General features: G+C 47.7%; 22 protein-coding genes. 21 read left to right on the top strand and 1 reads right to left on the bottom strand.

Going from position 1 to position 23,818, the window contains the following annotated elements; translation table 11 throughout:
• Positions 1-39 precede the first annotated feature (39 nt).
• The 10 genes from V1224_13920 to V1224_13875 all read left to right on the top strand — a co-directional run bounded on the left by V1224_13920 (position 40) and on the right by V1224_13875 (position 9,071).
• Positions 40-747 carry an acyl-ACP thioesterase domain-containing protein gene (locus V1224_13920; protein WWR15555.1) on the top strand — a complete coding sequence of 236 codons (708 nt, stop codon included), beginning with the start codon at positions 40-42 and terminating at the stop codon, positions 745-747.
• A gap of 36 nt (positions 748-783) precedes the next feature.
• A complete protein-coding gene (locus V1224_13915; GenBank protein WWR15554.1) occupies positions 784-1,626 on the top strand; it encodes a S1-like domain-containing RNA-binding protein in 843 nt (280 codons plus the stop codon).
• An 83-nt stretch (positions 1,627-1,709) separates the two neighbouring features.
• Positions 1,710-1,943 (top strand): polya polymerase, encoded by a 234-nt coding sequence (locus V1224_13910; protein WWR15553.1) that lies wholly within the window; start codon positions 1,710-1,712, stop codon positions 1,941-1,943.
• Between the two features lie 78 nt (positions 1,944-2,021).
• Complete coding sequence (locus tag V1224_13905) at positions 2,022-2,870, top strand: CPBP family intramembrane glutamic endopeptidase (GenBank protein WWR15552.1); 849 nt, start codon at positions 2,022-2,024, stop codon at positions 2,868-2,870.
• A gap of 17 nt (positions 2,871-2,887) precedes the next feature.
• On the top strand, positions 2,888-3,577 hold the full coding sequence (locus tag V1224_13900) for a WecB/TagA/CpsF family glycosyltransferase (protein WWR15551.1): 690 nt from the start codon (positions 2,888-2,890) through the stop codon (positions 3,575-3,577).
• A 242-nt stretch (positions 3,578-3,819) separates the two neighbouring features.
• A complete protein-coding gene (locus V1224_13895) occupies positions 3,820-4,908 on the top strand; it encodes a helix-turn-helix domain-containing protein (protein WWR15550.1) in 1,089 nt (362 codons plus the stop codon).
• A gap of 82 nt (positions 4,909-4,990) precedes the next feature.
• Positions 4,991-5,677: a cell division ATP-binding protein FtsE gene (gene ftsE, locus V1224_13890; GenBank protein WWR17493.1), complete on the top strand. Its 687-nt coding sequence runs from the start codon at positions 4,991-4,993 to the stop codon at positions 5,675-5,677.
• The gene (gene ftsX, locus V1224_13885) at positions 5,667-6,563 is read left to right on the top strand and encodes a permease-like cell division protein FtsX (protein WWR15549.1); all 897 of its coding nucleotides are present in this window, start codon (positions 5,667-5,669) and stop codon (positions 6,561-6,563) included. Before ftsE ends, ftsX begins: the two co-directional genes overlap by 11 nt.
• Before the next feature lie 24 nt (positions 6,564-6,587).
• Complete coding sequence (locus V1224_13880) at positions 6,588-7,811, top strand: peptidoglycan DD-metalloendopeptidase family protein (protein ID WWR15548.1); 1,224 nt, start codon at positions 6,588-6,590, stop codon at positions 7,809-7,811.
• Positions 7,812-7,853: 42 nt separating this feature from the next.
• A complete protein-coding gene (locus tag V1224_13875) occupies positions 7,854-9,071 on the top strand; it encodes a S41 family peptidase (GenBank protein ID WWR15547.1) in 1,218 nt (405 codons plus the stop codon).
• Between the two features lie 70 nt (positions 9,072-9,141).
• Here V1224_13875 and V1224_13870 read toward each other — a convergent pair whose 3' ends face one another.
• Positions 9,142-10,062, bottom strand: a complete 921-nt coding sequence (locus V1224_13870) for a hypothetical protein (GenBank protein ID WWR15546.1) — start codon at positions 10,060-10,062, stop codon at positions 9,142-9,144.
• Between the two features lie 302 nt (positions 10,063-10,364).
• Here V1224_13870 and V1224_13865 point away from each other — a divergent pair, with 302 nt between their 5' ends.
• The 11 genes from V1224_13865 to V1224_13815 all read left to right on the top strand — a co-directional run bounded on the left by V1224_13865 (position 10,365) and on the right by V1224_13815 (position 23,803).
• Complete coding sequence (locus V1224_13865) at positions 10,365-11,999, top strand: response regulator (GenBank protein WWR15545.1); 1,635 nt, start codon at positions 10,365-10,367, stop codon at positions 11,997-11,999.
• Between the two features lie 10 nt (positions 12,000-12,009).
• On the top strand, positions 12,010-13,050 hold the full coding sequence (locus V1224_13860; protein ID WWR15544.1) for a sensor histidine kinase: 1,041 nt from the start codon (positions 12,010-12,012) through the stop codon (positions 13,048-13,050).
• Positions 13,022-14,443 carry an ATP-binding cassette domain-containing protein gene (locus V1224_13855; GenBank protein WWR15543.1) on the top strand — a complete coding sequence of 474 codons (1,422 nt, stop codon included), beginning with the start codon at positions 13,022-13,024 and terminating at the stop codon, positions 14,441-14,443. Before V1224_13860 ends, V1224_13855 begins: the two co-directional genes overlap by 29 nt.
• Positions 14,444-14,538: 95 nt before the next feature.
• Entirely contained in the window at positions 14,539-15,603 is a 1,065-nt protein-coding gene (locus V1224_13850; protein WWR15542.1) for a substrate-binding domain-containing protein, read from the top strand.
• A 99-nt stretch (positions 15,604-15,702) separates the two neighbouring features.
• A complete protein-coding gene (locus V1224_13845) occupies positions 15,703-17,190 on the top strand; it encodes a sugar ABC transporter ATP-binding protein (protein ID WWR15541.1) in 1,488 nt (495 codons plus the stop codon).
• Positions 17,191-17,208: 18 nt separating this feature from the next.
• A complete protein-coding gene (locus tag V1224_13840; protein ID WWR15540.1) occupies positions 17,209-18,216 on the top strand; it encodes an ABC transporter permease in 1,008 nt (335 codons plus the stop codon).
• A gap of 87 nt (positions 18,217-18,303) precedes the next feature.
• Complete coding sequence (locus V1224_13835; GenBank protein ID WWR15539.1) at positions 18,304-19,191, top strand: TIM barrel protein; 888 nt, start codon at positions 18,304-18,306, stop codon at positions 19,189-19,191.
• A gap of 13 nt (positions 19,192-19,204) precedes the next feature.
• Positions 19,205-19,768, top strand: a complete 564-nt coding sequence (locus V1224_13830) for an SIS domain-containing protein (protein ID WWR15538.1) — start codon at positions 19,205-19,207, stop codon at positions 19,766-19,768.
• A 12-nt stretch (positions 19,769-19,780) separates the two neighbouring features.
• On the top strand, positions 19,781-21,535 hold the full coding sequence (gene dhaL / locus V1224_13825; protein WWR15537.1) for a dihydroxyacetone kinase subunit DhaL: 1,755 nt from the start codon (positions 19,781-19,783) through the stop codon (positions 21,533-21,535).
• 377 nt (positions 21,536-21,912) lie between these two features.
• Positions 21,913-22,959, top strand: a complete 1,047-nt coding sequence (locus V1224_13820) for a virulence RhuM family protein (GenBank protein WWR15536.1) — start codon at positions 21,913-21,915, stop codon at positions 22,957-22,959.
• A complete protein-coding gene (locus tag V1224_13815) occupies positions 22,949-23,803 on the top strand; it encodes a DUF2971 domain-containing protein (GenBank protein ID WWR15535.1) in 855 nt (284 codons plus the stop codon). Before V1224_13820 ends, V1224_13815 begins: the two co-directional genes overlap by 11 nt.
• Positions 23,804-23,818: the final 15 nt, after the last annotated feature.

Here is a 23,818-nt window from a genome sequence, read left to right as displayed (position 1 = left end):
AACAGTTTAACGAGGCAGGGACATGCAGGAGGAGATGTCATGTATACGTTTAGCGGCAGAGTGCGTTACAGTGAGACAGACAGCGAGGAGCGTCTGACGCTTCCGGCGATCACGGATTATTTTCAGGATTGCGGCACGTTTCAGTCGGAAGAGCTCGGACTGGGGGTAAGGTATCTGCAGGAAAGTCATATGGCGTGGATGCTGATGGCATGGCAGATCGTTGTGGAGGAATATCCCCGTCTTGGGGAAGAAATCATAACGGGAACGTTTCCGTACGGCTTTAAAGGGTTTATGGGCTACCGCAATTACGTGATGGACAGAGCGGATGGAAAGCGGATGGCATATGCCAATGCGATCTGGACGCTTCTGGATACGAACACAATGAAACCGGTAAAGGCCACGCAGGAGATGATTGAGAAATATGTGTTGTCCGAAAAACTCCCGATGGATTATGCGCCAAGGAAGATAGAAGGGGCGGTGTCCGGGAGCTGGGAGGAGAGTTTCCGGGTGACAAGACAGCATCTCGACAGCAATCATCATGTCAACAATGCGCAGTATGTGAAGATGGCTTCCCAATATGTGCCGGAGGAGGCAAGGATTCGGCAGATGCGTGCGGAGTATAAAAAGCAGGCACATCTCGGGGACCTGGTGCTTCCCAGGGTGTCAGAGACAAACGGCCTGTATGTGATCGCTCTGTGCGGCGAGCAGAAGGAACCGTTTGCGGTGGTGGAGTTTACATGTGAATAAAATTTGAATCAGTACGGAAAGGACGGACAGACAATTATGTTGCGGTTAGGAGAAAGACAGACGCTCGTCGTCGTAAAAAAGGTAGCATTTGGCGTATATCTGGCGGAGAACAGGGATCAAGCGGAACAGGAGAAGGTACTGCTTCCGGGAAAACAGGTGCCGGAGGGAACGGAGACAGGAGATGAGATTGCAGTATTTCTCTACAAAGATTCGAAGGACAGGATGATCGCAACAGTGAGAATGCCGGAGATCGCGCTGCATGAGGTCGGACTTCTCAGGGTGGCGCAGGTGGGCAAGATCGGCGCATTTCTGGACTGGGGCCTTGAGAAAGATCTGCTCTTACCGTTTCGGGAGCAGACGGACCGGGTGAAAGAGGGGCAGACCGTGCTTGTGGCGCTGTATATTGATAAGAGCAGCCGTCTGTGCGCGACAATGAACGTATATGAATATCTGCAAACAGACAGCTCCTATGCGAAGGATGACCGGGTAGAGGGCACGGTATATCAGATCAGCAGGGAATTTGGCGCTTTTGTGGCGGTAGACAACAGGTACTCTGCGCTGATTCCCAAGAGAGAACTGTATGGGGATGTCCGAATCGGGGATCGTGTCAGTGCCAGGGTCACGGGTGTGAAAGAAGACGGGAAGCTGGATCTGAGCCTGCGGGAAAAGGCGTACCTGCAGATTGGCACAGATGCCGGGAAAGTCATGCAGGTCATCGACAGTTATGACGGTGCGCTTCCCTTTAATGACAAGGCAAGTCCCGAAGTGATACGCAGGGAGATGCAGATGAGTAAAAACGAGTTTAAACGGGCAGTCGGGCATCTTTTAAAAGAGGGAAAAGTCAGAATCACGGAGTCGTCAATTATAAAAATTCTGTGACGGGAAAATGAAAAATAAATATTAGACTTGCATTTTTTTCAAATTTATGTATAATCTGGAATAGAAAGAAAGGAGATGATAACATGAAAGTACAGAATATTAAAGACATTGATAAGTTCTTTAAAGTAATCGATAGCTGTGCGGGCCGTGTAGAGCTGGTCACAGGAGAAGGAGACAGACTGAACCTGAAATCGAAGTTGTCCCAGTATGTTTCCATGGCCAATATTTTTTCTGACGGAACGATCTCAGAGCTGGAAATTCTTGCTTATGAACCGGATGATATTACAAAACTGGTAAACTTTATGATGGAAAGCTAGGCGTAAAGAATGAACAGCAAAAAAGTAAATTGGTTCTTTTTAACAACCATTCTACTGCATATTTTTATTGTAGTATTAATGGTTGTTTTTCGTTATGTATTTACGATGGGTATCATTACGAATTTTATTGTCAGCAGCGCGATCATTGTCGTTCCCGCGTTTACCGTTCTCGGACTTTCCGGTGACGGCTGGAGAGAGACGATCGGGTTTCATCGGATCAAATGGTCGACGGCGGCAATGATTGTCCTGTTTACGTTTCTGACAATGCCGCTTACGACACTGATCAACGCATTTTCCATGTTTTTTGTGGAAAACACGGTGGCGGAGATGAGTGGGCAGGTGCTGGAGATCCCCTTTCTCGTGTCATTCTTTTTTGTTGGGATCAGTGCGCCGGTATGCGAAGAGATCGTGTTCCGGGGGATTGTGTACAAAGGTTATCGGCGATCGGGGACGGTCGTACAGGCAGCCGTCTTTTCTGCACTGCTTTTCGCGTTGGGGCATATGAATTTTAATCAGGCGGCGTACGCTTTTGTAATTGGCGTTATGCTTGTACTGCTCGTGGAAGTGACAGGCAGTATCTGGGCTTCGATCATATATCATGTCATATTTAACGGGTACAGTGTGTGCCTGATGTATCTGGCAGATCATCTGATGCAGGAGGCGCTTGTGAGCGAACCGCTGCAGGGGCAGGCGTATATGGATTCCATGATTTACAGCATTGGGGTTTCTGTGGTACTCGCGGCCGGTGCGACCGCGATCGCAGTGTGTGTGCTCATAGGGATCGCCAAAAATGAGAATCGGCTGCCACGGCTGAGGCAGATCTGGACTTTGCGCCGCGATAAAAAAGGTAAGATGATTACGATTCCTTTTGTGATAGCGACGCTGCTGAGCATTGCCTTTATGGTGGCAGATGCGGTTTTATTATAGAATGATGAAGTAGGAAGATGAGAGAAATAAATATTTTGGGATTGCGCCTGCGGGACTATACATTGCGTGAAAAAATGAGGCTTGTGGACGCATATCTGAGAAGTGGTAAATTGAATACGATCGTCTATGTCTCTGCGCAGATACTGATGAACGCGCAGCAGGACTTGGAGCAGAGGCAATGGCTGGAGAATATAAATATAGTAGTGTATTGTGATGCGGCGATCGCCCGCGCAGCAGGCGTCACGACACGCAAATATTTAAAAGAAATAGAGAACAACATTTTTTTGAAAGAACTTTTGCGCAAGCTCGCCTGCGAAGGGCGCACGCTCTATCTCCTTTCTGATTCGGTAGACAATATGAGAGTGCTGGAGTCGGAACTGGGGAGATTCCAGAGGACGGCGGATATCGTTGGTACTCGTATTTTCGAGGAGGAAGAGGAAGAAAGCGGCGCAGATGCGGTGATCAATGACATTAATGACAAGGCACCGGGAGCAGTATTGTCATTACTTGCTTATCCGAGACAGGAAGCGTTTCTTTATTATAATCGGGACAAGATCAATGCGGACATTTGGGTCGGACTGCACAAGGGAGATCTGGTTCTGGGAGGAGAAGAGAAGGCAGCGGCGGCCCTTTTCCGGAAATTGCAGAGAAAGGTTTTTCAGAGAAAAATACATCAATATGAGAGTCAGGAGAAGACGGAGTCTTAGATTTCCGTCTTTTTTCAACATTCCCCCTTTATGCCAATTCTATTTTTTCATTGTGCAGGTTGCTGATAATATAAAAAACGGGAAAAAAAGTAAAAAGTGTAATATCGCATAAAATAAGTAAGATTTCCTGTAGATTTATTTGGTAAACTATATTAAAATGGAGAAAGGGCACGGCAGGAAAAAATAATTTTCAATATATATGTTGTACATTTTGCATAGGAAAAAGAGAAGGGGTGGATGCGATGATTTCAAATCAGATCTTACAAAACACAATCGAAGGGCTGAAAGCGATTTCCCGTGTAGAATTTAGCGTGATCGACACCGATGGAAAGGTGGCTGCTACGACGACCGACAATATGAGCGAGCTTGAGGCGCCAGCGCTGGAATTCGTCAAGTCTCCGGCTGACAGCCAGGAAGTACAGGGCTGCCAGTTTTTTAAAATTTACGACGAGCAGCAATTAGAATATATTCTTGTCGCGGGCGGAGCCGGGGAAGATCTGTATATGGTAGGGAAGATGGTGGCTTTCCAGATCCAGAACCTTCTGACTGCCTATAAAGAACGTTTTGATAAAGACAATTTTATCAAAAATCTTCTATTGGATAATTTTCTGCTGGTGGATATTTACAGTCGTTCCAAGAAGCTGCACATTGCCGCCGATGTAAGGCGTGTCGTGATCGTTGTGGAGGCAGAGAATGTAAAAGACAGCAATGTACTGGAGATAATCAGAAATCTCAAAGGAAATGCGGGAAAAGATTTTGTGACTGCGGTAGATGAAAACAACGCGATCGTCGTCAAAGAGCTGGGAGACGGGGAAGGGAATGCCGAGATCGACAGAGAGGCCTCGGAGATTGCAGCCTGTCTGGAAAAAGAAGGTATTGGCAATGTACATATCGCTTATGGTACTATTATAGGAGAGATCAAAGAAGTGAGCCGTTCCTACAAGGAAGCGAAAATGGCTCTGGATGTGGGAAAGATCTTTTTCAGTGAGAGAAATATTATCGCATACAGTGAGCTTGGCATCGGACGGCTGATCTATCAGCTTCCGATTCCGCTCTGCAAAATGTTTATCAAAGAAATCTTCGACGGCAAAAATCCCGATGATTTTGACGAAGAGACGTTGACAACGATCAATAAGTTTTTTGAAAACAGTCTCAATGTGTCTGAGACTTCCAGGCAGTTGTTTATTCACAGAAACACACTCGTATATCGGCTGGATAAGCTGCAGAAAAGTACCGGACTGGATCTGCGTGTCTTTGAGGATGCCATTACCTTTAAGATCGCGCTTATGGTCGTAAAATATATGAAGTACATGGAAACATTTGATTATTAAACAGGAAAAAGAGATACAGGCAGAGGTGAACAAATTGGCAGGAAAGAGAAGAGCCAAAAGAAGTACGGCGGAGGCGAGAGATATTATCGTGCTGGACAATGTGAGCAAATCCTATTCCACGGGAGCGCCTGCATTGAACGGTGTCAGTATCAGAATCCGCAAGGGTGAATTTGTTTTTTTCGTGGGAGACAGCGGCTCGGGCAAGTCTACCCTGATCAAATTATTGCTGCGGGAACTGACTCCTACGTCCGGCGGCGTATGGGTGAACGGCGAGGATGTCGTTCGTCTGCGTCATCGCAAAATACCGAAGTTCCGGCGTAATCTTGGCATCGTGTTTCAGGATTTCCGTCTTTTGAAGGACCGGAACGTATATGAGAACGTTGCTTTTGCACAGCGTATCATCCAGGTGCCAACGAGAGAAATCAAGAAAAATGTACCGGCGATCCTGTCGATCGTAGGACTTGCCGGGAAGTATAAGGCCAAACCAAAGCAGCTTTCCGGCGGAGAACAGCAGCGGGTGGCGCTGGCGAGGGCGCTGATCAATAAGCCGTCTATTTTGCTGGCAGACGAGCCGACAGGTAATCTGGACCCCAAGAACTCGTGGGAAATCATGAAGCTGCTGGAAGAGATCAATGAAACGGGAACGACAGTACTTGTCGTCACCCACAACAGAGAGATCGTAAATGCCATGAAGAAAAGAGTCGTTACGATGAAAAAGGGAGTCATCGTCAGCGATGAGGAAAAAGGCGGTTATATCGATGAGGATTAGTACACTTTTTTATACGATAAGACAGGGATTTATCAACATTATAAGAAACAAATGGTTCTCGCTCGCATCGGTTGCAACCATATCCGCCTGTCTGTTTCTGCTCGGCATTTTTTATGCCATTTTGACGAACTTTCAGCACATCGTAAAAACTGCGGAGGAAGGAGTTTCCGTCACCGTATTTTTTGACGAAGGGCTTGAGGATGCGCGGATCAGAGAAATCGGGGAGATGATTCAAAAGCGTGTGGAAGTCAGAGAAGTGAAGTTCAAATCCGCAGAGGAAGTGTGGGAAGAATTTAAAGTGGAATATCTGGGAGAGTATTCTGAGGGCTTTACGGAAAATCCTCTGGCTGATTCTGCGAATTACGAAATTTATCTGAGCGATGTGTCGATGCAGAGCGCGCTTGTCACATATCTGGAGTCTATTGATGGTGTGCGGCTTGTCAATAAATCGGAGATCACAGCGAACGCGCTGAGCGGCATCAATATACTGATCGGTTATGTCTCTATCGGCATTATCTTTATCTTACTGGCGGTGTCGATCTTCCTCATCAGCAACACGGTTATGATCGGGATCTCTGTCAGAAAAGAAGAGATCAATATTATGAAATATATTGGCGCTACCGATTTTTTTGTCAGATCTCCTTTTGTCATTGAAGGAATTCTGATCGGGCTGCTTGGGTCGATCGTTCCGCTCGTATCGATCTACTATATTTATACGAATGTGATTGTGTATATCGGTGAAAGATTCCAGATCCTGTCCGGTCTGCTGAATTTCCTGCCGGTGGAGACAATTTATTCGACGCTGATGCCGGTCTCTGTTGGTATCGGTGTCGGTATCGGTTTTTTTGGCAGTATTGTGACGGTGAGAAAACATTTAAAGGTGTAGGATTGGGATACGATGGAGAGCAGCATGGGAAAGAGGCAGAGAAAAATTGCAGTATTGTTTATTGTTTTTCTGCTGGCAGGAATGGTCTGGCCTGCCTCAGTCAGCTCTGCGGATGATAAGGATAAAATAGAGAACAGCATCAAGGAAAAGCAGTCTGCCATCGGAGAAGCGGAGAAACAGAAAGCGGCCCTCCAATCGGGACTGACAGATGTAAAGAAATTGGTGGCGGAACTGGAAAACTCACAGAAAAATCTTGAGGATTATGTGGCGAAACTTGATGCCAACCTGGAAGAGATAGAGAAAAAGATCACGGAGCTGAAGGAGCTGATCACCGAGAAAGAGCAGGAGATCGAGACGACAGAGGCGGCTTTGGAAGAGGCTGTGGCCGTGGAGGAAGAACAGTATGCCGCAATGAAACAGAGAGTGAAATTCATGTATGAGCAGGGACAGGAATTTTACCTGGATCTGCTTTTTACATCGGGCAGCCTGGGCGACATGATGACTCGTACGGAGTATATCGAAAAAATCATGGCGTATGACAGAAAGAAGCTGCAGGAATATCAGGAGACAAAGCGGAAGGTCGCAGAATTTAAGGAAGAACTGGAAGCGGAAAAGATTGTTTTGGATGCGGCCAAAGAAGCGGTGGAGGAAGAGCAGGAGGCGGTCAATGCCCTGATCGTCTCAAAAGAGAAAGAGATCAAGGCTTACGAGGCGGACATTAACAATAAATCGCAGGTCGTAAAAGAATATGAGGCGGAGATTGCCGCACAGAATGCCACGATCGCTGCGTTGGAACAAGCGGTGGCTGCGGACAGGAAAAGGCTGGAGGAAGCCAACAGACCGAAGTATGACGGTGGAAAGTTTAAATGGCCGGCGCCTTCTTATAAAAGAATCTCGGATGATTACGGGAACCGAATTCATCCGACGCTGGGGGTACAGCAGTTCCATAACGGGGTGGATATGGCAGCGCCGAGCGGCTCCCCGATTCTGGCGGCTTATGATGGGGAAGTGGTGGCTGCAGATTACAATGGCAGTATGGGTAATTATGTGATGATCGATCACGGGGACGAGCTGTATACGATCTATATGCACGCTTCTGCTCTGTATGTGTCTAAAGGGGCACATGTTTCCAAGGGGGATCAGATCGCAGCCGTCGGCTCGACCGGCCGCTCCACAGGCCCGCATCTGCATTTCAGCGTGCGATTAAATGGCAGTTACGTAAGTCCGTGGAATTATCTGTCATCATAGAGAATAAAATCATGTTAGAGGAAACGGCGGGAATGGTACAAAATGTCTGAGAAAAGAAAATTTATTAACGGACTGATCACGGGGTTATTTCTTTCGGTCATTATCATGGGAGCCACGTATGCGGGCCGGGAAGCGGTAGAAGTGTGGAAAGCGCATAACGGAGGCGGAGAGCCTGCGCAGGAGGAAGAAGTTGTCAATGCCAGGACGATGCAAAAACTCCAGCTCATAGAGGACATTATCGAGGAGCACTATGCCCTTGAGATGGTGGACAGTAAGACGATGGAGAACGGCATATATGAAGGTCTGATCAACTCTCTCGACGATCCCTATTCCGCCTATTTCTCAGCGGAAGAGATGCAGGAACAGCAGGAAAAGATGGATGGTGTGTATTATGGGATCGGCGCCTATGTGAAGTATGACTCGGAGATGGGCTTTGCCCGTCTCGGGGAGATCTTTGCAGATAGTCCTGCACTGGAGAGCGGTCTGCAGGAGGGCGATCTGATCGTCAAAGTAGACGGACAATATACAAAAGACATGGGACTGGACGAAGTCGTTGCATTGATCAAAGGAGAAGAGGGGACGAAAGTCGTGCTCACGATCATGCGGGAAGGTGAGACGGAGGCGCGCGAGATCGAAGTCGAACGCAGGGAGGTGCCGAAGCAGACGGTAACTTATGAGATGCTGCGGGATAAGATTGCGTACATCCGTATCACTGAATTTGATAAAGTTACGGTAGATCAGTTTACCGACGCGCTGGCGACGGCCAAAGGTGCGGGAATGCTCGGACTGGTGCTTGATCTGCGGGACAATCCGGGTGGCAATCTGGCGGCGGTCATTGATGTGGCGAGACGGATTCTGCCGAAAGGATTGGTCGTATATACGGAGGATAAAGCGGGAGAACGACAGGATTATAACTGTGACGGTGAAAATGAGCTGACAGTGCCGATGGTAGTGCTTGTCAATGGCGGAAGCGCCAGTGCATCCGAAGTACTGGCCGGCGCGATCAAAGACTACGACAAGGGCAAATTGCTGGGGACCACGACGTTTGGTAAAGGCATCGTACAGAAGTATCTGGGGTTGTCTGACGGATCAGCAGTGAAGCTGACGACGAGTAAATATTACACGCCCAAAGGAAACAACATTCATGAGATTGGCATCGAACCGGATGAAGAACTGGAAATGGACTATGAACAGTATCTGGAGAGCGGTTATGACAATCAGTTGGAGAGAGCGGTAGAGATCCTGACGACGGGGGAATAAGCGATAAAAGCGGGAAGAATTTCTTTCTTTCCCGCTTTTTCTTATTTGGCCCTGATTTTTCTGGTGATACTCATACGGAGACATCGATCGTTCCGCCCTCAGTAAGGACGGGCGCTTCTGCGGTCTGCACCGGGACCGGCATATCAGAGAGCTGTAGAGAGACGCCGCCGGAATCGTAAGTGCTGCCGTAATTGCCGTAATTGCCGGAGGAGGAACCGCTGGCGGCAGCCTGCTTTTCTCTTTCCAGTCTGCCGAACAGGGCTTTGAGATATTTCATATCGGCTTCTACAATCTCCCGCATTTCATCAAGTCTGTGTTTTTTCTTCAGACGTTCCAGATCTTCTTTGTCCATATGTCTGGGGACGGCGCCCACAAGCTCATCTGCCAGTTCGTCAAGTTCCGTGATCTCGTCGAGCTGCTGGATCGTCTCTTCCATCAGCCGGTTCATCTGCCGCATGAGTTGTTTCAGCTCTTCCTGCGTCAGCTCCTGCTCCCGTTCGCTCTCCGACTGCTTTGTATCTGCATCCGCCTGTTTCGCGTCCTCCTCTTCCCGGACTTCATCCGGTTTCCTTTCCAATTCATCCGTACATTCGCCTTCCCGCTGTGCCTTCTCTTCCTCTTTCAGATGACGCATCCGTTTTTTGGCGATACGTTCTAATTTTTTTGCATGGACGATAGCGCTTTGCAGCTCCTGGTCATCGTACTCGCCGATCTTTAATTTTCGCTGCAGCATTGCCACATTTGCCCGGGCTTTTGTTACAACCCTGCCTGCACTGTTGGAAGTCTTGGTCATTAAGAGCATATTGGAAATCTGCTTAAAATTATATTGCAGACGTTTTTTCTTCTGCGCCACTGATTTGGTGATGCTGATCGATCCGGCGTCGCTTCCATCCGCTCTTTTGAAAGTGAGTTTTGTTATATGACGGTTGCCCTTCGTATAGCTGGTCCTTGATATACTGACAATTCCCTTTCCTATCATCATATTGTTCATATCGTATCCTCCCTGACCGAAATAAAACACTGTTGTCCCTGCCGTCCGCAGTACATCCGTTTACTGCGCGTTATAAAATAATATCGACATTTTTGTCTGGAAAGTTTATCCGGAGGAATGATCTGTGGCAGCAATTTTAATTATTTTTTGGATTTTCCTGATGTGTTCAAAAGTATCTGATAGTTTGTGTGGTTATAGAGGAACAGCGGGAAGCATTTCCATAAAATAGAGATGCTTCCATTTTCATTTACAGAGGATAATGTTAGAATAGAACAGACAGGGAGATTATCGCTTAGCAATATTTGAAGAAATTTGGAGAAAAGGAGCGGAAGATGCAGAAGAAAACATGGCGTGTGCTGATCGTCGATGACGAGTTCAGGATCGGAATGCTGATCAGGAAGCTGATCCGCTGGGAAGAGTGTAACATGGAATGTATCGGTCTGGTCGACAATGGAGAGACCGCTTTGAGAATCATACATGATAAACATCCGGATGTGCTTATCACGGACATCCGGATGCCGAGAATCAGCGGCCTTGATCTGATCGGTATGGTAGCCGGACTATACAAGGATATGAAGTTTGTGGTTATCAGTGGCTATAAAGAGTTCGAATATGCGCACCAGGCATTACAGTATGGGGTGGACAACTATCTGCTCAAGCCGATCAACGAAAACGAGCTCAACGAGGTGATGCAGAAGATTCACGCTGAGTTCACAGAGCGCCAGCAGCAGTCGTTAGAGCAGATGGAGCTGCAGGAGACGGTGTCGGAGAGCCGCCATATTATCAAGCGGGATTTTCTAAAAAATATCATTGAGCAGGAGGATGAGGTAGAAGCCGGGGACTTTAATGTCTCGATGGATGGTGAAGTCTATCGGGGGATCGACATCAAACTCGATTATGCGGACTATAATAAACATGACAAAAAGCAGGACAAACTGACGGTGGAAAAAGTTGTGTCCATTGTCGAGACGATTCTTCATACGACAGCGGAGGAGACGTTGATCTGTGAGAAAGAAAATCTACATATCTATTGTCTCTTTAATTATGATTATGGGAAATCGAAGGACATCAGGAACTGTATCAATGATATTTTGTCCGAGATCAAGGAATGTCTGATTGGATTTGAGCAATATGAGGTGACGATCGGCGTGGGAACTGAGCGGACGGCGTTTGGGGAGATTCGATTTTCGATAAAGGAAGCCTACCGGGCGGCCGGGAACCGAATCAAGCTGGGAAGCGGCAGACTGATCTACGCGGATGCGATCGCGGGCAGACGGGGCGCAGAATCGCCGGGATTGGAGGAAACCTATGCGGACAGTGTGATGGCAAGCATCGAATCATACTCCAGAAGGAGCCTGGAGCAGTGCATCAACCACATTTACAGTGAGTTTGTCATGCAGGATGATCTGGACTTTTCCTACTGTTATGATTTGGCGGAATCGCTGATCGGTTACTTCTTCGAACATATCGATATGCAGTCGGATGAGTCGAGACAGTTGAGAAAGAAGCTGCTTTCCAGCTGTCAGCACTGTTATACGATTCCGGGTCTGAAAAACTTGCTGAAGACGACGCTTGGGGAATATCTGGATGCCAGCCGGACGGCTGTGGAGACAGAATTTATGAAGCCGATCCGACAGGCGCAGCAGTATATCGACGAACACTATGGGGATAAGATTGTTCTGGAAGATCTAGCGGCGATTGTAAACTTAAATCCGGTCTATTTCAGTGTACTTTTCAAGAAGGAGACGGGCTTTAATTTCAGCTCATATCTGGTGGACATCCGCATGAATAAGGCAAAGGAGATGCTTCGCGATACGAATGAGACGATCGCGGCGATTGCAGAACGGGTGGGCTACAGGGATTCCAGATATTTCAGTCAGACTTTTACGAAGACAGTGGGAGTGAAACCGGTTCTTTACCGGAAGCTGCACTCTTAGGGGGAATCGCATGGGACAGGTAAAAAGATTAATCATGATATTGCTGGGAGAAGCTCTCCTCACAGCGCTGCTGCTGGTCATCTTTGTCCGTCGGATAACCGTTCCGTGGATCATCGGGGCGGTATTTGTTTTGCAGTTGGGGATTATTATGTTTCAGATTATGGCCGTGCTTCTGCCGGCCGCAAAGTTTGAGGCGACATTGGAACAGTTCGGCGAGAGGGCGTGGACGGAGATTGAATTTCTCGGACTGGCGGAAAAAGTTCCCTATATGGAGCAGGTCAGGGAGGTTGCGGAGTGGTACGCAGTCAGGAAGACGAGGGAAAATTCGGCGGCAGTCTTCAATAAGCAGACTGAACTGACGGCCCTGCAAAGTCAGATTAATCCGCATTTTTTATACAATACGCTCGAGTCGATCCGCGGACAGGCGCTTATGGACGATAATACGGAGATTGCCCGTATGGTTGAGGCACTGGGGGCATTTTTTCGTTATAGTATCAGTCGCAAAGGGAATCTGGTAACACTGAGGGATGAGCTTGCCAATATCGACAACTACATGCTTATCCAGAGGTACCGGTTTAACAACCGTTTTTCCATGGAGGTTATCATCGATGAGGAGGATGAGGCGGCGTATGACTTTGTGATTCCGAGACTGATCATACAGCCGGTCGTGGAGAATGCGATCTTTCACGGACTTGAGGAAAAGCTGGAAGGCGGCAGGGTGACGATCGAAGTCGTTGTAACGGAGGCGAATCTGATCCTGATGATCTCGGACAATGGCAAAGGAATCGGGCAGGAGAAGCTGGAACGGCTGAACGCCAGAATCCGCTCGCGCGGTGTACAGCTGGAGGAGGCAGAAGAGAACGGACAGCGCAATACAGGGATCGCGCTTCCCAATATCCACAAAAGAATTCAAATTCTGTTCGGGGAGGAATATGGTGTCAATGTATACAGTACGGAAGGACTGGGAACGGACGTTGAGATCACAATGCCCGTGAACGATGGAAGAGGGAGGGGGAAAAGGAATGAAAAAGGAGATATTGCGGATCAATAATCTGAATTATCATTATAGTCTGATGAATAAGCTCGAGAACATCTCATTGTGCATTCTGGAAGGTGAATGCGTGGGGTTTCTCGGGCTTACTTATTCCGGAAAAGATCTTCTGGTGCAGCTGCTTGACGGAGCACTGGAGGAGGACATGGGAAGAAGCTGCATTTGCATCGGCGGACAGACAGTCACGGAAGGAAAAATGCTTCAGGAAAAGGTATATCATATCGCAGCGGATAATTATGTCATCGACGACTGGACGGTGGCAGAGTATATCGGCCTTGTAGACTGTGGGGGGCTGCGTATGCTCTTATATGAAAAGCTGCTGGAGACAGAAGTGAGGCAGTATTTTCAGGATCTGAATCTGGACGTTGACGTGACAAGGAAGATGCGGGAACTGACAGAATTGGAAAAGCGCGTTGTCGACCTTGTAAAAGCACACCGCAAAGGCGCCAGAGTCGTGATCATCGAGGACGAATTTGAGGGTATGGACGCCACTGCGTTGGAAGAGTTTGCCCGGACGATGAAGCACGTCATCCGGGACGGGATGGCGGTCATTGTGAACAGTTATTCAAACCTCATTCTGTCTCTGCTATCGGATAAATACGTGATTTTTAATAAGGGCCGCATCGTAAAAAAATGTTCAAAGAGTTATATCCGCAGCGGCGGACATCTGGAGCGGTTTCTGATGGGCAGTGAGGCAGGCATTCACAGGAGGAATCAGGAAGGCTTCCTGCCGGAGAACGGCCATGACAGGGAAATTGTTTATCAGGTGAGAAAAGTACGGCTGCCAGACGGACAGAGAAAGGATTTTGCCTTTGCGCGGGGCGATGTCATCACATTTCTTGTGCTGGACCGGAAGGAAAAGGAACGTCTCTTTATGACGCTTGCGGGAAGAGAGACTGCAGAGGGGATAGAGTATGTGCTGAATGGCCGACAGTACCAGCATGTGAGCTGCGATCTGTTTATCCGCGAAAAGGTCGTGTCGGTCAGGCATCTTGGCAACCGGGAAGAGATCTTTGCGCATATGTCGGTGGGAGAGAATCTGCTGCTCCCGTCTCTGTGCAAGATTTCTTCCATGGAATATATCGCTTCATCGCACAGAATGCCCCGGATTGCAGTGGAAAATATGGAGATGGAAGAAGAGCTCCTGCAGAGTATGGAGGCGGAGGAAATGGGAATCAATGTGCTGATTGGAATTACACTGGAACGCTGGAGCATTTACAATCCCAGAGTGCTGGTGCTTTTTGAGCCATTCGCTCTCTGCGACATCAAGGGGACACAGATCGTCAAAGATTATATTAAAAAATTTGCCGCACGCGGTATTTCCGTGATTATCGTAAAGACCAGGGAAGAATATGTGGAAGACATCTCCGATCAGATCATTCGCATCGACTGATCTTCTAAAAATTGTCCTACTGATTCTAAATTTCATCGCATTGTATAAGAATACCATTCCTGTATAATGATAACAATCCTGAAAGAACAGTCAGGATGAAACAGAAGAAGGAGGAATATGAAATGAAAAAGAAACTGTTAGCAGTGTTATTGACTGTAGCAATGACAGCCGCTCTGGTGGCATGTGGTTCCGCTCCCAGCGGCAATGCGGAAAATGCGCAGACACCTGCGGCCCCGACAGATCAGGCGGCGGAGGCTCCGGCAGCAGGGCCGGTAGGAGAAGCTCAGGATATGACGTTTGTTGTAGTTCCCAAATGTGTACATGCCTGGTTTGATGAGGTAAACAAGGGTGCGCAGAAGGAAGCAGACCTTCTCTCCGCACAGCTTGGCGTGGAAGTGAAGATTGACTACCGCGCACCGGAGTCCGCAGAGGTATCTGAGCAGAATTCCACGCTGGAACAGGCGGCGGCGACGGCGCCGACAGCAATCTTGCTGGACCCGGTGGATTACGATGGCAGCGCTGATATTATCAAGGAAATTCAGGAGAGAGGCATTCCGGTAATCTTGTTTGACGCACCGTCTCCGGAGGGAAGCGGACTGACCTCTGTCGGAAACGATTTCGCAGAGCAGGCTGAGATCGCGGTTGAAATGCTGATCGAAGAGATGGGGACTTCCGGAAAGGTAGCGGTTATGCAGGGCGCTCCGTCCGCTCCCAACCATGCGGAAAGATACCAGGCGCATCTGGATGCACTTGCAAAATATCCGGATATTGAAGTGATTGACGGCGGTATTGACAATGATAACGTTGAAACGGCACAGTCTCAGGCAGCGGCTGTTCTGGCAGCCAATCCGGATCTGACCGGTTATCTGAACTGTGATGCGTGCGGTTCCGGTGTGGCACTTGCGATCGAAGAGAAAGGAATGCAGGATCAGGTGACATTCGTGGCTATGGATAATCTGATTGAGATTCTGGATTATGTCAAGACGGGAACGATCACGGGAACTTCTTCCACACTTCCTCAGGAGCAGGGCATGTATGCGGTTCTGATGGCTTATCAGGCAGCACAGGGCATGACGCTTCCGGCAATGGTAGATACCGGCATTGGCCGGATTACTTCCGAGAACATTGATGAGTGGATCGCAATCGTCAGTGCGCAGTAATAATAGAATCTGAAATTATTTGAAGAGGGAGAAAAGGGGACTTGCGACTTGCCGGACTGCAGTTGCTTGTCCCCCGTTTCTTCCATGAGGAATCAGTAGATGAAAATATTAGAGGCAAAAAATATCACAAAAATGTTTCCGGGCGTCGTTGCGCTGGATTCGGTGGATATTGCTTTCGAGCCGGGAGAGATTCATGCGATCATCGGAGAAAACGGTGCAGGGAAAAGTACATTGATCAAGTGCCTGACCGGTGTCTATGAACCGGAGGAGGGGGAGGTACTGATCGGCGGAGAGAATGCGATCAGAAATAAAAGCCTTTTTAATAAGATTGCATATGTGCCCCAGGAGATCGACCTGTTCAGCTATATGTCTGTCGCGGAAAACCTGTTTATGCCATATGAAAAATCCGGTGTAAAAGGTCTGGTCAACCAGAGAGAACTGGAAGAAAAGGCAGTTCCGATTCTGGAGAAATTTTCGATTCCGATCAGACCGGACGATATGGTGAAGGACATTTCGGTATCTTCGCAGCAGCTCCTGCAGATCGCCCGCGCGACAGTGCATGAAGACTATGACGTGCTGATGCTGGACGAACCGACGACAAGTCTGACGAGCCGGGATACGGAGATCCTGTTCGAGATTGTGAAGAAAATCAGAGAAGAGAACAAGGCGGTTATTTTTATTTCTCATAAGCTGGAAGAAATCTTTCTGCTCTCTGATGTGATTACCGTATTTCGGAACGGAAAAAAGGTTGCTTTTTCACAGATCAAAGATGTGGATACGGCGTGGGTCATCAAGCAGATGACCGGACGCGAACTGGATCAGGACGAGAGATTTTATTCGGAACATCCTTCGGACGAAGTGCTGCTTGAGGTGGAACATTTGACGGGAGAGCGGTTTGAGGACGTCAGCTTTCAACTGAGAAAAGGCGAGATCCTTGGGTTTTCCGGTCTGGTTGGTGCAGGCCGCAGTGAGCTGATGCAGGCAATTTTCGGTTATCTGCCAGTCTATAAGGGATCTGTGAAAATAGACGGAAAGGAATGGAAACTGGGGGATACCAACTATTCGGTAAAGCATAATTTTATTTATCTTCCCGAGGAACGCAAAAAGCAGGGGATTCTTCCGGTGCTTTCGATCCGGGAAAATATCTCGATTTCCGTACTGGATGAACTCACGAATGGTCTGAATATTTCCCGGAAAAAGGAAGAGCAGCTGGCACAGGATGTGATAGAAACTTATGAGGTCAAGACGCCCGGCTCGGATAAGGAAATCCAGTTTCTGTCCGGCGGCAATCAGCAGAAGGTAATCATCGGACGTGCAATGGCGTGCAAACCGAAGATACTTGTGTTTGACGAACCGACCAAGGGCATCGATGTGGGGACGAAGACGGAGATCTATCGGTTGATGAAAAAGCTCGCGGAGGAAGAGGGGATCGGGATCATTATGATCTCTTCCGAGATGGAGGAGATCAGGAAGTGTTCCAACAGGATCATCGCGATGTACGAAGGCAGACTGGCAGGGGAGTTCGAAAATAAAAAAGAAACGAGCCAGCAGGAGATTCTCGGAGCGATCATCGGTGTGAATTCTTAATACATAGAGGAGTAAATCATGAGTAAAGAAAACGCAAAACAAAAATCAGGAAATGCACTGATCAGCGCATTAAAGAAAAGCAACATGACTGCGATGGCAGCCGTATTGGTGATAATGATCATCGTTGCCAGTGTGGTATCTCCCTATTTCCTGAATGTCTATAATCTGCAGTCAGTACTGAGAGACCTCGCGTTTGTCGGTATGATCGGTATCGCGCAGTCATTGCTGCTTCTTGTCGGTGAACTTGATCTGTCAGTCGGCAAGATCGCCTGCCTCTCCGGAATTCTTTCCGGTATGCTGATGGTGAACGCAGGGCTGAATCCATGGCTGTCTCTGGTGATCGGTCTGGGGCTGGGTTTTCTGTTCGGTCTGATCAACGGACTGATCATTACAAGGCTCCGTCTGAATTCCATGGTTGCCACGATCGGTATGCAGGGAGTATACGGCGGTGTGAACCTCGTGATCACAAAGGGGAAGGCTGTCACAGGCATTCCGGCGGGACCACAGTTTCTCGGCAAACAGTCTCTGGGACCGATCCCGATTCCCTTTGTAATCTGCGTGATCGTGCTGCTGTTGATCCTCTTTATGGTGAGGATGACAAAGACAGGCCGTTACATCTATGCGATCGGCAACAGCAAGGAGGCGGCAAAGATACTCGGCATCAAAGTAGACCGCATCCGGGTGATGATCTATTCGATCGTCGGACTGATCTCCGCATTGGCCGGACTTTTGTATGTGTGCCGTCTCGGTTCGGCGCAGACGGCGATTGGCGAGGACTGGCCGATGAATTCGATCGCTGCCTCCGTTATCGGCGGTGTGTCACTGACCGGCGGCGTGGGCAATCCGGCAGGTGCACTGATCGGCGCAGCGGTCATTACGATCATACAGAATATCATCGTCCTGTTTGGTGTGAACTCATACTGGCAGTCGGCGGTCAGCGGTATTGTGGTAGTATTGGCGATCTCCTTCAGCTCGATCTCTAACATCGTGCGTGAGAATCGGCAGAAGAGAATTAAATTGAATTAACAGATCAATGCGAGACGACTGATTACTTGAAATTTCGCACACAATTCATACATTTTTGCAGGAAACGAAAGATAGGAGGAGAACGGTATGAAGTGGGGATTAAATCTTTCATTTGCAGTGAAGCGCTGGCTGAACCCGGTTCAGTTGGCGGATATGATAAAACATGATTTCGGTATCGATCATGTGCAGTTCACCTGGGATCTGATCGATCCGTGGTGGCCGCAGGAGCAGAGAGATGTTATGGCAAAACAGTACCGGGAGGCATTTGCGAATGCGGGAGTTGCGATCGACGCCACATTTGGCGGGCTTGCTTCTTATTCCTATGCGCATCTTCTGGCTCCGGCCAGGGCGCAGAGAGAGGCGGCGCTGATCTTTTTCAAACGGGCGGCTGATCTCACGGCAGATATGGGCGCCGCTGTGATGGGGACGCCTGTAGGCGGGATGACTTATGATGAGGCACGTAATCCTGTGAAGAGAACGGAACGCTATCAGGACATGCTGGAAGCGCTGCGGGAGCTTGCCGCTTATGCGAAGACAAAGGGGCTTCAGGAAATCCATATTGAGGCGACGCCGCTGATTACTGAATTCCCGCACAGTCCGGAGTTGTCGGTGCAGATGATGAAGGATCTGGAGGGGACGGCGATCCCGGTCAGACTCCTGGTCGACTGGGGGCACGCTCTGTACCGGCCGCTTCTGAAGGAGGAGGCGGATATTGATCTTTGGTTTAAGAAGTGTGCGCCTTATATCGGCTCGATACATCTGCAGCAGACGGACGGCCTCTGGGACCGCCACTGGGATTTTACTAGGGAAGGTATGATCACACCGGAGCTGATCCGGCGGGCGACGAAAGACGCCGGACTGGAAGATATTATGCAGTATCTGGAAGTGGTGACGATCTTTGAGGATGATGATGATCATGTGTATGAAGGGATGAAACGTACGATGGATTACCTTCATAAAGAGCTGGACAAATAAGGAGGCGTGCGGAATGGATTATCGAATTACCTGTGAAAAAATATTGGAAGAATACCGGCAGGTATTTGAACGGGTTGACGAGAAAGGGATGCGGGAGTTTATCGATACGGTGAAAGCGCATGAGCGGATCTTTCTGATCGGTGTGGGGCGCGAGGGAATGGCGACGAGAGCATTTGCGATGCGGCTGATGCACATGGGCAAGGAGATCCACTGGATCTGGGACGATACGACGCCTTCGATCGGCAAAGGTGACTTGCTCATCGCCACGCTCGGCGACGGACGGATCGGACATATCAATTATATCTGTGAGCGTGCGAAGGCGGCGGGCGCAACGCTTTATGTCGTCACAGGCTCGCCGAGCGGGGATACGGCGAAAAATCTGGCGGATAACGTATTTTTCGTGCCGGCGGCGGTCTATCGGGGGACGGACGAGGTCGTCCCTTCTTTTCAGCCGATGGGAAATCTGTTTGAGCAATGTCTGCTGATCCTGTTCGACATTATTATTATGACGATTGTCGACGAGACACCGGGACTTTCGTTTGAAGAGATGTCAAAGCGCCACAGAAATGTAGAATAGGGGGAATCTTGTGTGGGAACGAAGAAGATTTTAAATAAAGATGTATCTAATGTTGTGGAGGAGAGCCTTGCCGGCTATCTGCTGGCTTACCGGAAATATTATAAAAAGATTGGTGAGTACAATGCGTTTCGCTATAAAGGCTGCCGTAAGGATAAGGTAGCGCTTGTGATCGGCGGCGGCAGCGGGCATGAGCCGCTGTTTACCGGATACTGCGGTGCGGGACTTGCGGACGCGGTGGCGTGCGGCAATGTCTGCGCCTCTCCGAATCCGGAGCTGATCATGGAGGCGGCGAAGGCTGTCGACCAGGGGAAGGGCGTACTCTTTGTCTATGGAAACTATGCGGGCGACAATCTGAACTTTGATATGGCGGAGGAGATGTGCCGTGCGGCAGGGATGAAGACCGCCCATGTGCGTGAGTGGGACGATTTTGCATCTGCGCCGAGAGAGCGGATCACAGACCGCCGGGGGATTGCCGGAGATGTCTACACGATCAAGATCGCCGGCGCAGCCTGTGATGCGGGACTCAGCCTGGAGGAAGTCGTGCGCATCACGGAGAAGGCACGGGACAATACGAACACGATCGGGCTTGCCATCTCTCCGGGGACGCTTCCGGGCAACGAGAAACCGACTTTTGAGATCGCGGACGACGAAATGGAGTTTGGTATGGGACTTCACGGCGAACCGGGCATCGAGCGCACAAAGATGATGCCGTGCAGTGATATGGTGGATCGGATGTACCGTGAGATCAAGGCAGAGATGGAATTGAAAGAGGGCGACGAGCTGGCTGTACTGGTGAACGGGCTTGGCTCCACGCCTCTTCTGGAGCTGAATCTTGTGTACTATGAGCTGTACAAACGGATGCACAAAGATGGACTGAAAGTATACGATGCAGAAGTAAAGACATACTGTACGTGTATGGAGATGGGAGGATTTTCGATTACCTTCCTAAAACTGGACGAGGAATTAAAACCGTATTATGATGCACCCTGCTATTCCCCGTATTATGCCAAAGGCGAGCTGACCGCAATGACTTCCGCCTTACCGGATGAGGAAGAGGAGGAAGAACCGGAGTTTGACGAGAGCGATGTTGAGGCGGCTGTGATCACCAGAAGCAGAGAAGGGGAGCTGACGGAGCTGAATGCGGAAGATACGAGAAATATGCTCCTCTATATTGCAGATCAGATCATTGTCAATAAACCGTATCTGACTGAGATTGACAGTGCGATCGGAGACGGCGATCATGGGATCGGTATGGCGGGCGGTATGCAGAAAGCAAAGAAGAAGCTGCTCAAAATGCAGGGCGAGACGAATGCGTATCAGCTGTTTGAGACAGCCGGGCAGGCGATGCTCATGTCAATGGGCGGTGCCTCCGGTGTGATCTTCGGCAGCCTTTATCTGGCCGGCGCGAAAGATATGGAGCCTGCGGCGGTGCTCACAGCCGGAGACCTGGCGAAAATGGAGCGTAAGAGCCTGGCAGCAATCCAGGAACGAGGCGGTGCACAGGCCGGGGACAAGACGATGGTGGATGCCCTGATTCCAGCAGTGGAAGCGCTGGAGGCAAACTGCCAGAAGAGCCTGCTGGAGATGCTCAAAGCTGCCGAGGAAGGCGCAAGACAAGGCATGGAAGAGACGAAGAAATATGTCGCCAAATTCGGACGGGCGAAATCTCTGCTCGAGCGGGCGATCGGACATCAGGACGCGGGCGCGACTTCGGTGTATCTGATTTTCCGCAGTATGAGAGAGTTCGTCGAGGGGATGATGAAGTAAGATTAGATGTGAACAGACGGAAATGAATTGTTTGAGAGCCGGCTGTGAGAGCATGATGGTTCTGATGTATTAGAGATCGAAATGGCAAGGAGATAAAGAAGATCCGGCATGATACAAATATCAGCCGGATTTTTCCTGTTTCCAGGTTTACTAATGGCGTTTTGGCATTTGAAAAACAATAGCACTTTATATTATAAAGAACAAAAGTTCGATTTTTGTCTATACAAAAGATCATTTTTGTGGTAAGCTAAAAAAGTTCTCGTGGAATACTTTTTGTATATGACACCAGGCGGACAGGTAGAGTTTGTAACCTGGATTTGTGTAATAGATTAGATAGGATTAAGTTCAAATTCAACTGGAGAGTATGAAAGGATAAAATGATAAAAAAGAAAAGAGAAATATCTATTTTGCGTTCCTCGGCAGCAGAATATCTTACATTTATTACAGCTACTGGTAAAAGTGATGTAAATGCAATATATTTTGATGAAAATGTCTGGCTTTCCCAGAAAATAATGGGTTTACTATATAATGTGGAGACACATACCATTAATTACCACTTAAAAAAGATATTTGCAGATGGTGAATTGGACGAGATATCAGTTATTCGAAAATTTCGAATAACTGCATCAGATGGTATAAGCTATAATACAAATCATTACAATTTGCAAGCGATTATCGCAGTAGGAAATAAAGTTGATTCAGAACGGGCAGTGCAATTTCGGAAATGGGCAAATCGTATTATAGAAGAATTTACCATTAAAGGCTATACGATGGATGATGAACGACTCAAAAATTTTGGGACGATTTTAACAAAGGATTATTTTGAAGAACAATTACAAAGAATCCGTGAAATCCGGTTATCAAAACGAAGATTTTATCAGAAAGTTACAGATATATATGCTACAAGTATAGACTATGATCCGAAAGCGCAGACAACCAGACGCTTTTTTGCAAAAGTTCAAAATCAACTTCACTGGGCGATTCATGGGGAAACTGCAGCAGAGATAATTTATCATAGGGCAGACAGTAATAAGGAGCATATGGGGCTTCAGACATGGAAAGATTCACCAAATGGTAAAATTCAGAGATTTTATGTAATTGTAGCTAAAAATTATCTGACAGAAGAAGAGTTATTTGCAATGGCAAGGATTGTTAATGCCTATCTTGATTTGGCGGAATTGCGGGCAGAAGAACATGTTCCAATGACGATGGAAGATTGGACAGAACAGTTTGAAGGAATTTTACGGTTATCTAAGAAAGAAATTTTGACACATGCGGGAACTATTTCAGCCAATATAGCAGAACAGCACGCGCTGAGCGAGTTTGAAAAGTATCGTATAAGTCAGGATCTGCTGTATCAGAGTGATTTTGACAGGATGTTGTTGGAAATAGAGGAAGTAGAGGAAGAAAGCAATGGAAAATGAAAAAGAAGAGATTGTATATCATTATTGTTCTCTTGAAGGATTTCTAAGTATTATTCAGAATGCTTCTTTATGGATGTCTGATATCAGCAAGTCAAACGATTGCTTAGAAAGCATTTATATTCGTAATAAGATCAAAAACAGGATCAAATGCGAATTAGAAGCCGCTCCGGAAAATTTACATGCATGGGAAACAGGCTATAGGATAAATGGGGAACTAAATGATCCTATGATAACATATGTGGCATGTTTTTCTGAAAAAAAGGATTCTCTTAGCCAATGGAGAGGCTATGCAGATGATGGAAAAGGGATTAGCATAGGATTTTGTAAAAAGAAGTTAGAGAGAATGCCCAAGATAATGCACCATAATCTGAGTTTTTCTAAAGTTATTTATAATGAAAATCAGCAAGAAAAATATGTAGATAAGGTTGTTGAAGAAGTTTTCAGAAATATGGAGTTAAAAGGAATTGGAATCGCGGGGATAGAGTTGAATTCGAATCATAAAGATGAATTTGCCATATATAAAAATCCCAGTTTTGAAGAAGAAAGAGAGTGGCGGTTGATACTGAATTCATATCCTAAGTGGAAAGAAATAAAGGTTGGTGATATGAGTTTCACAGAACCAACATTTAGAGTTTCCAAAGGACGTCTGATTTCGTATGTTGAATTATCTTTTGCAAACGTAAAAAGTGATTTTGTCAAGGAGATTTGGATTGGTCCTAAGTCAGAAGTAGAATTACGGGATATTAAACATGCTTTAAAGAGGTATGGTTATTATGATGAAGAGGAAGATTTTGATGAAAAAGCTCCCATATTGATTACAAAGTCGTCAAGCTCTTATAGTTGACTTATGTGTTATAAT

Source organism: Lachnospiraceae bacterium JLR.KK008 (genome assembly GCA_037015955.1).
GTDB lineage: Bacteria > Bacillota > Clostridia > Lachnospirales > Lachnospiraceae > VSOB01.
This window is presented reverse-complemented; position numbering and strand designations above follow the sequence as displayed.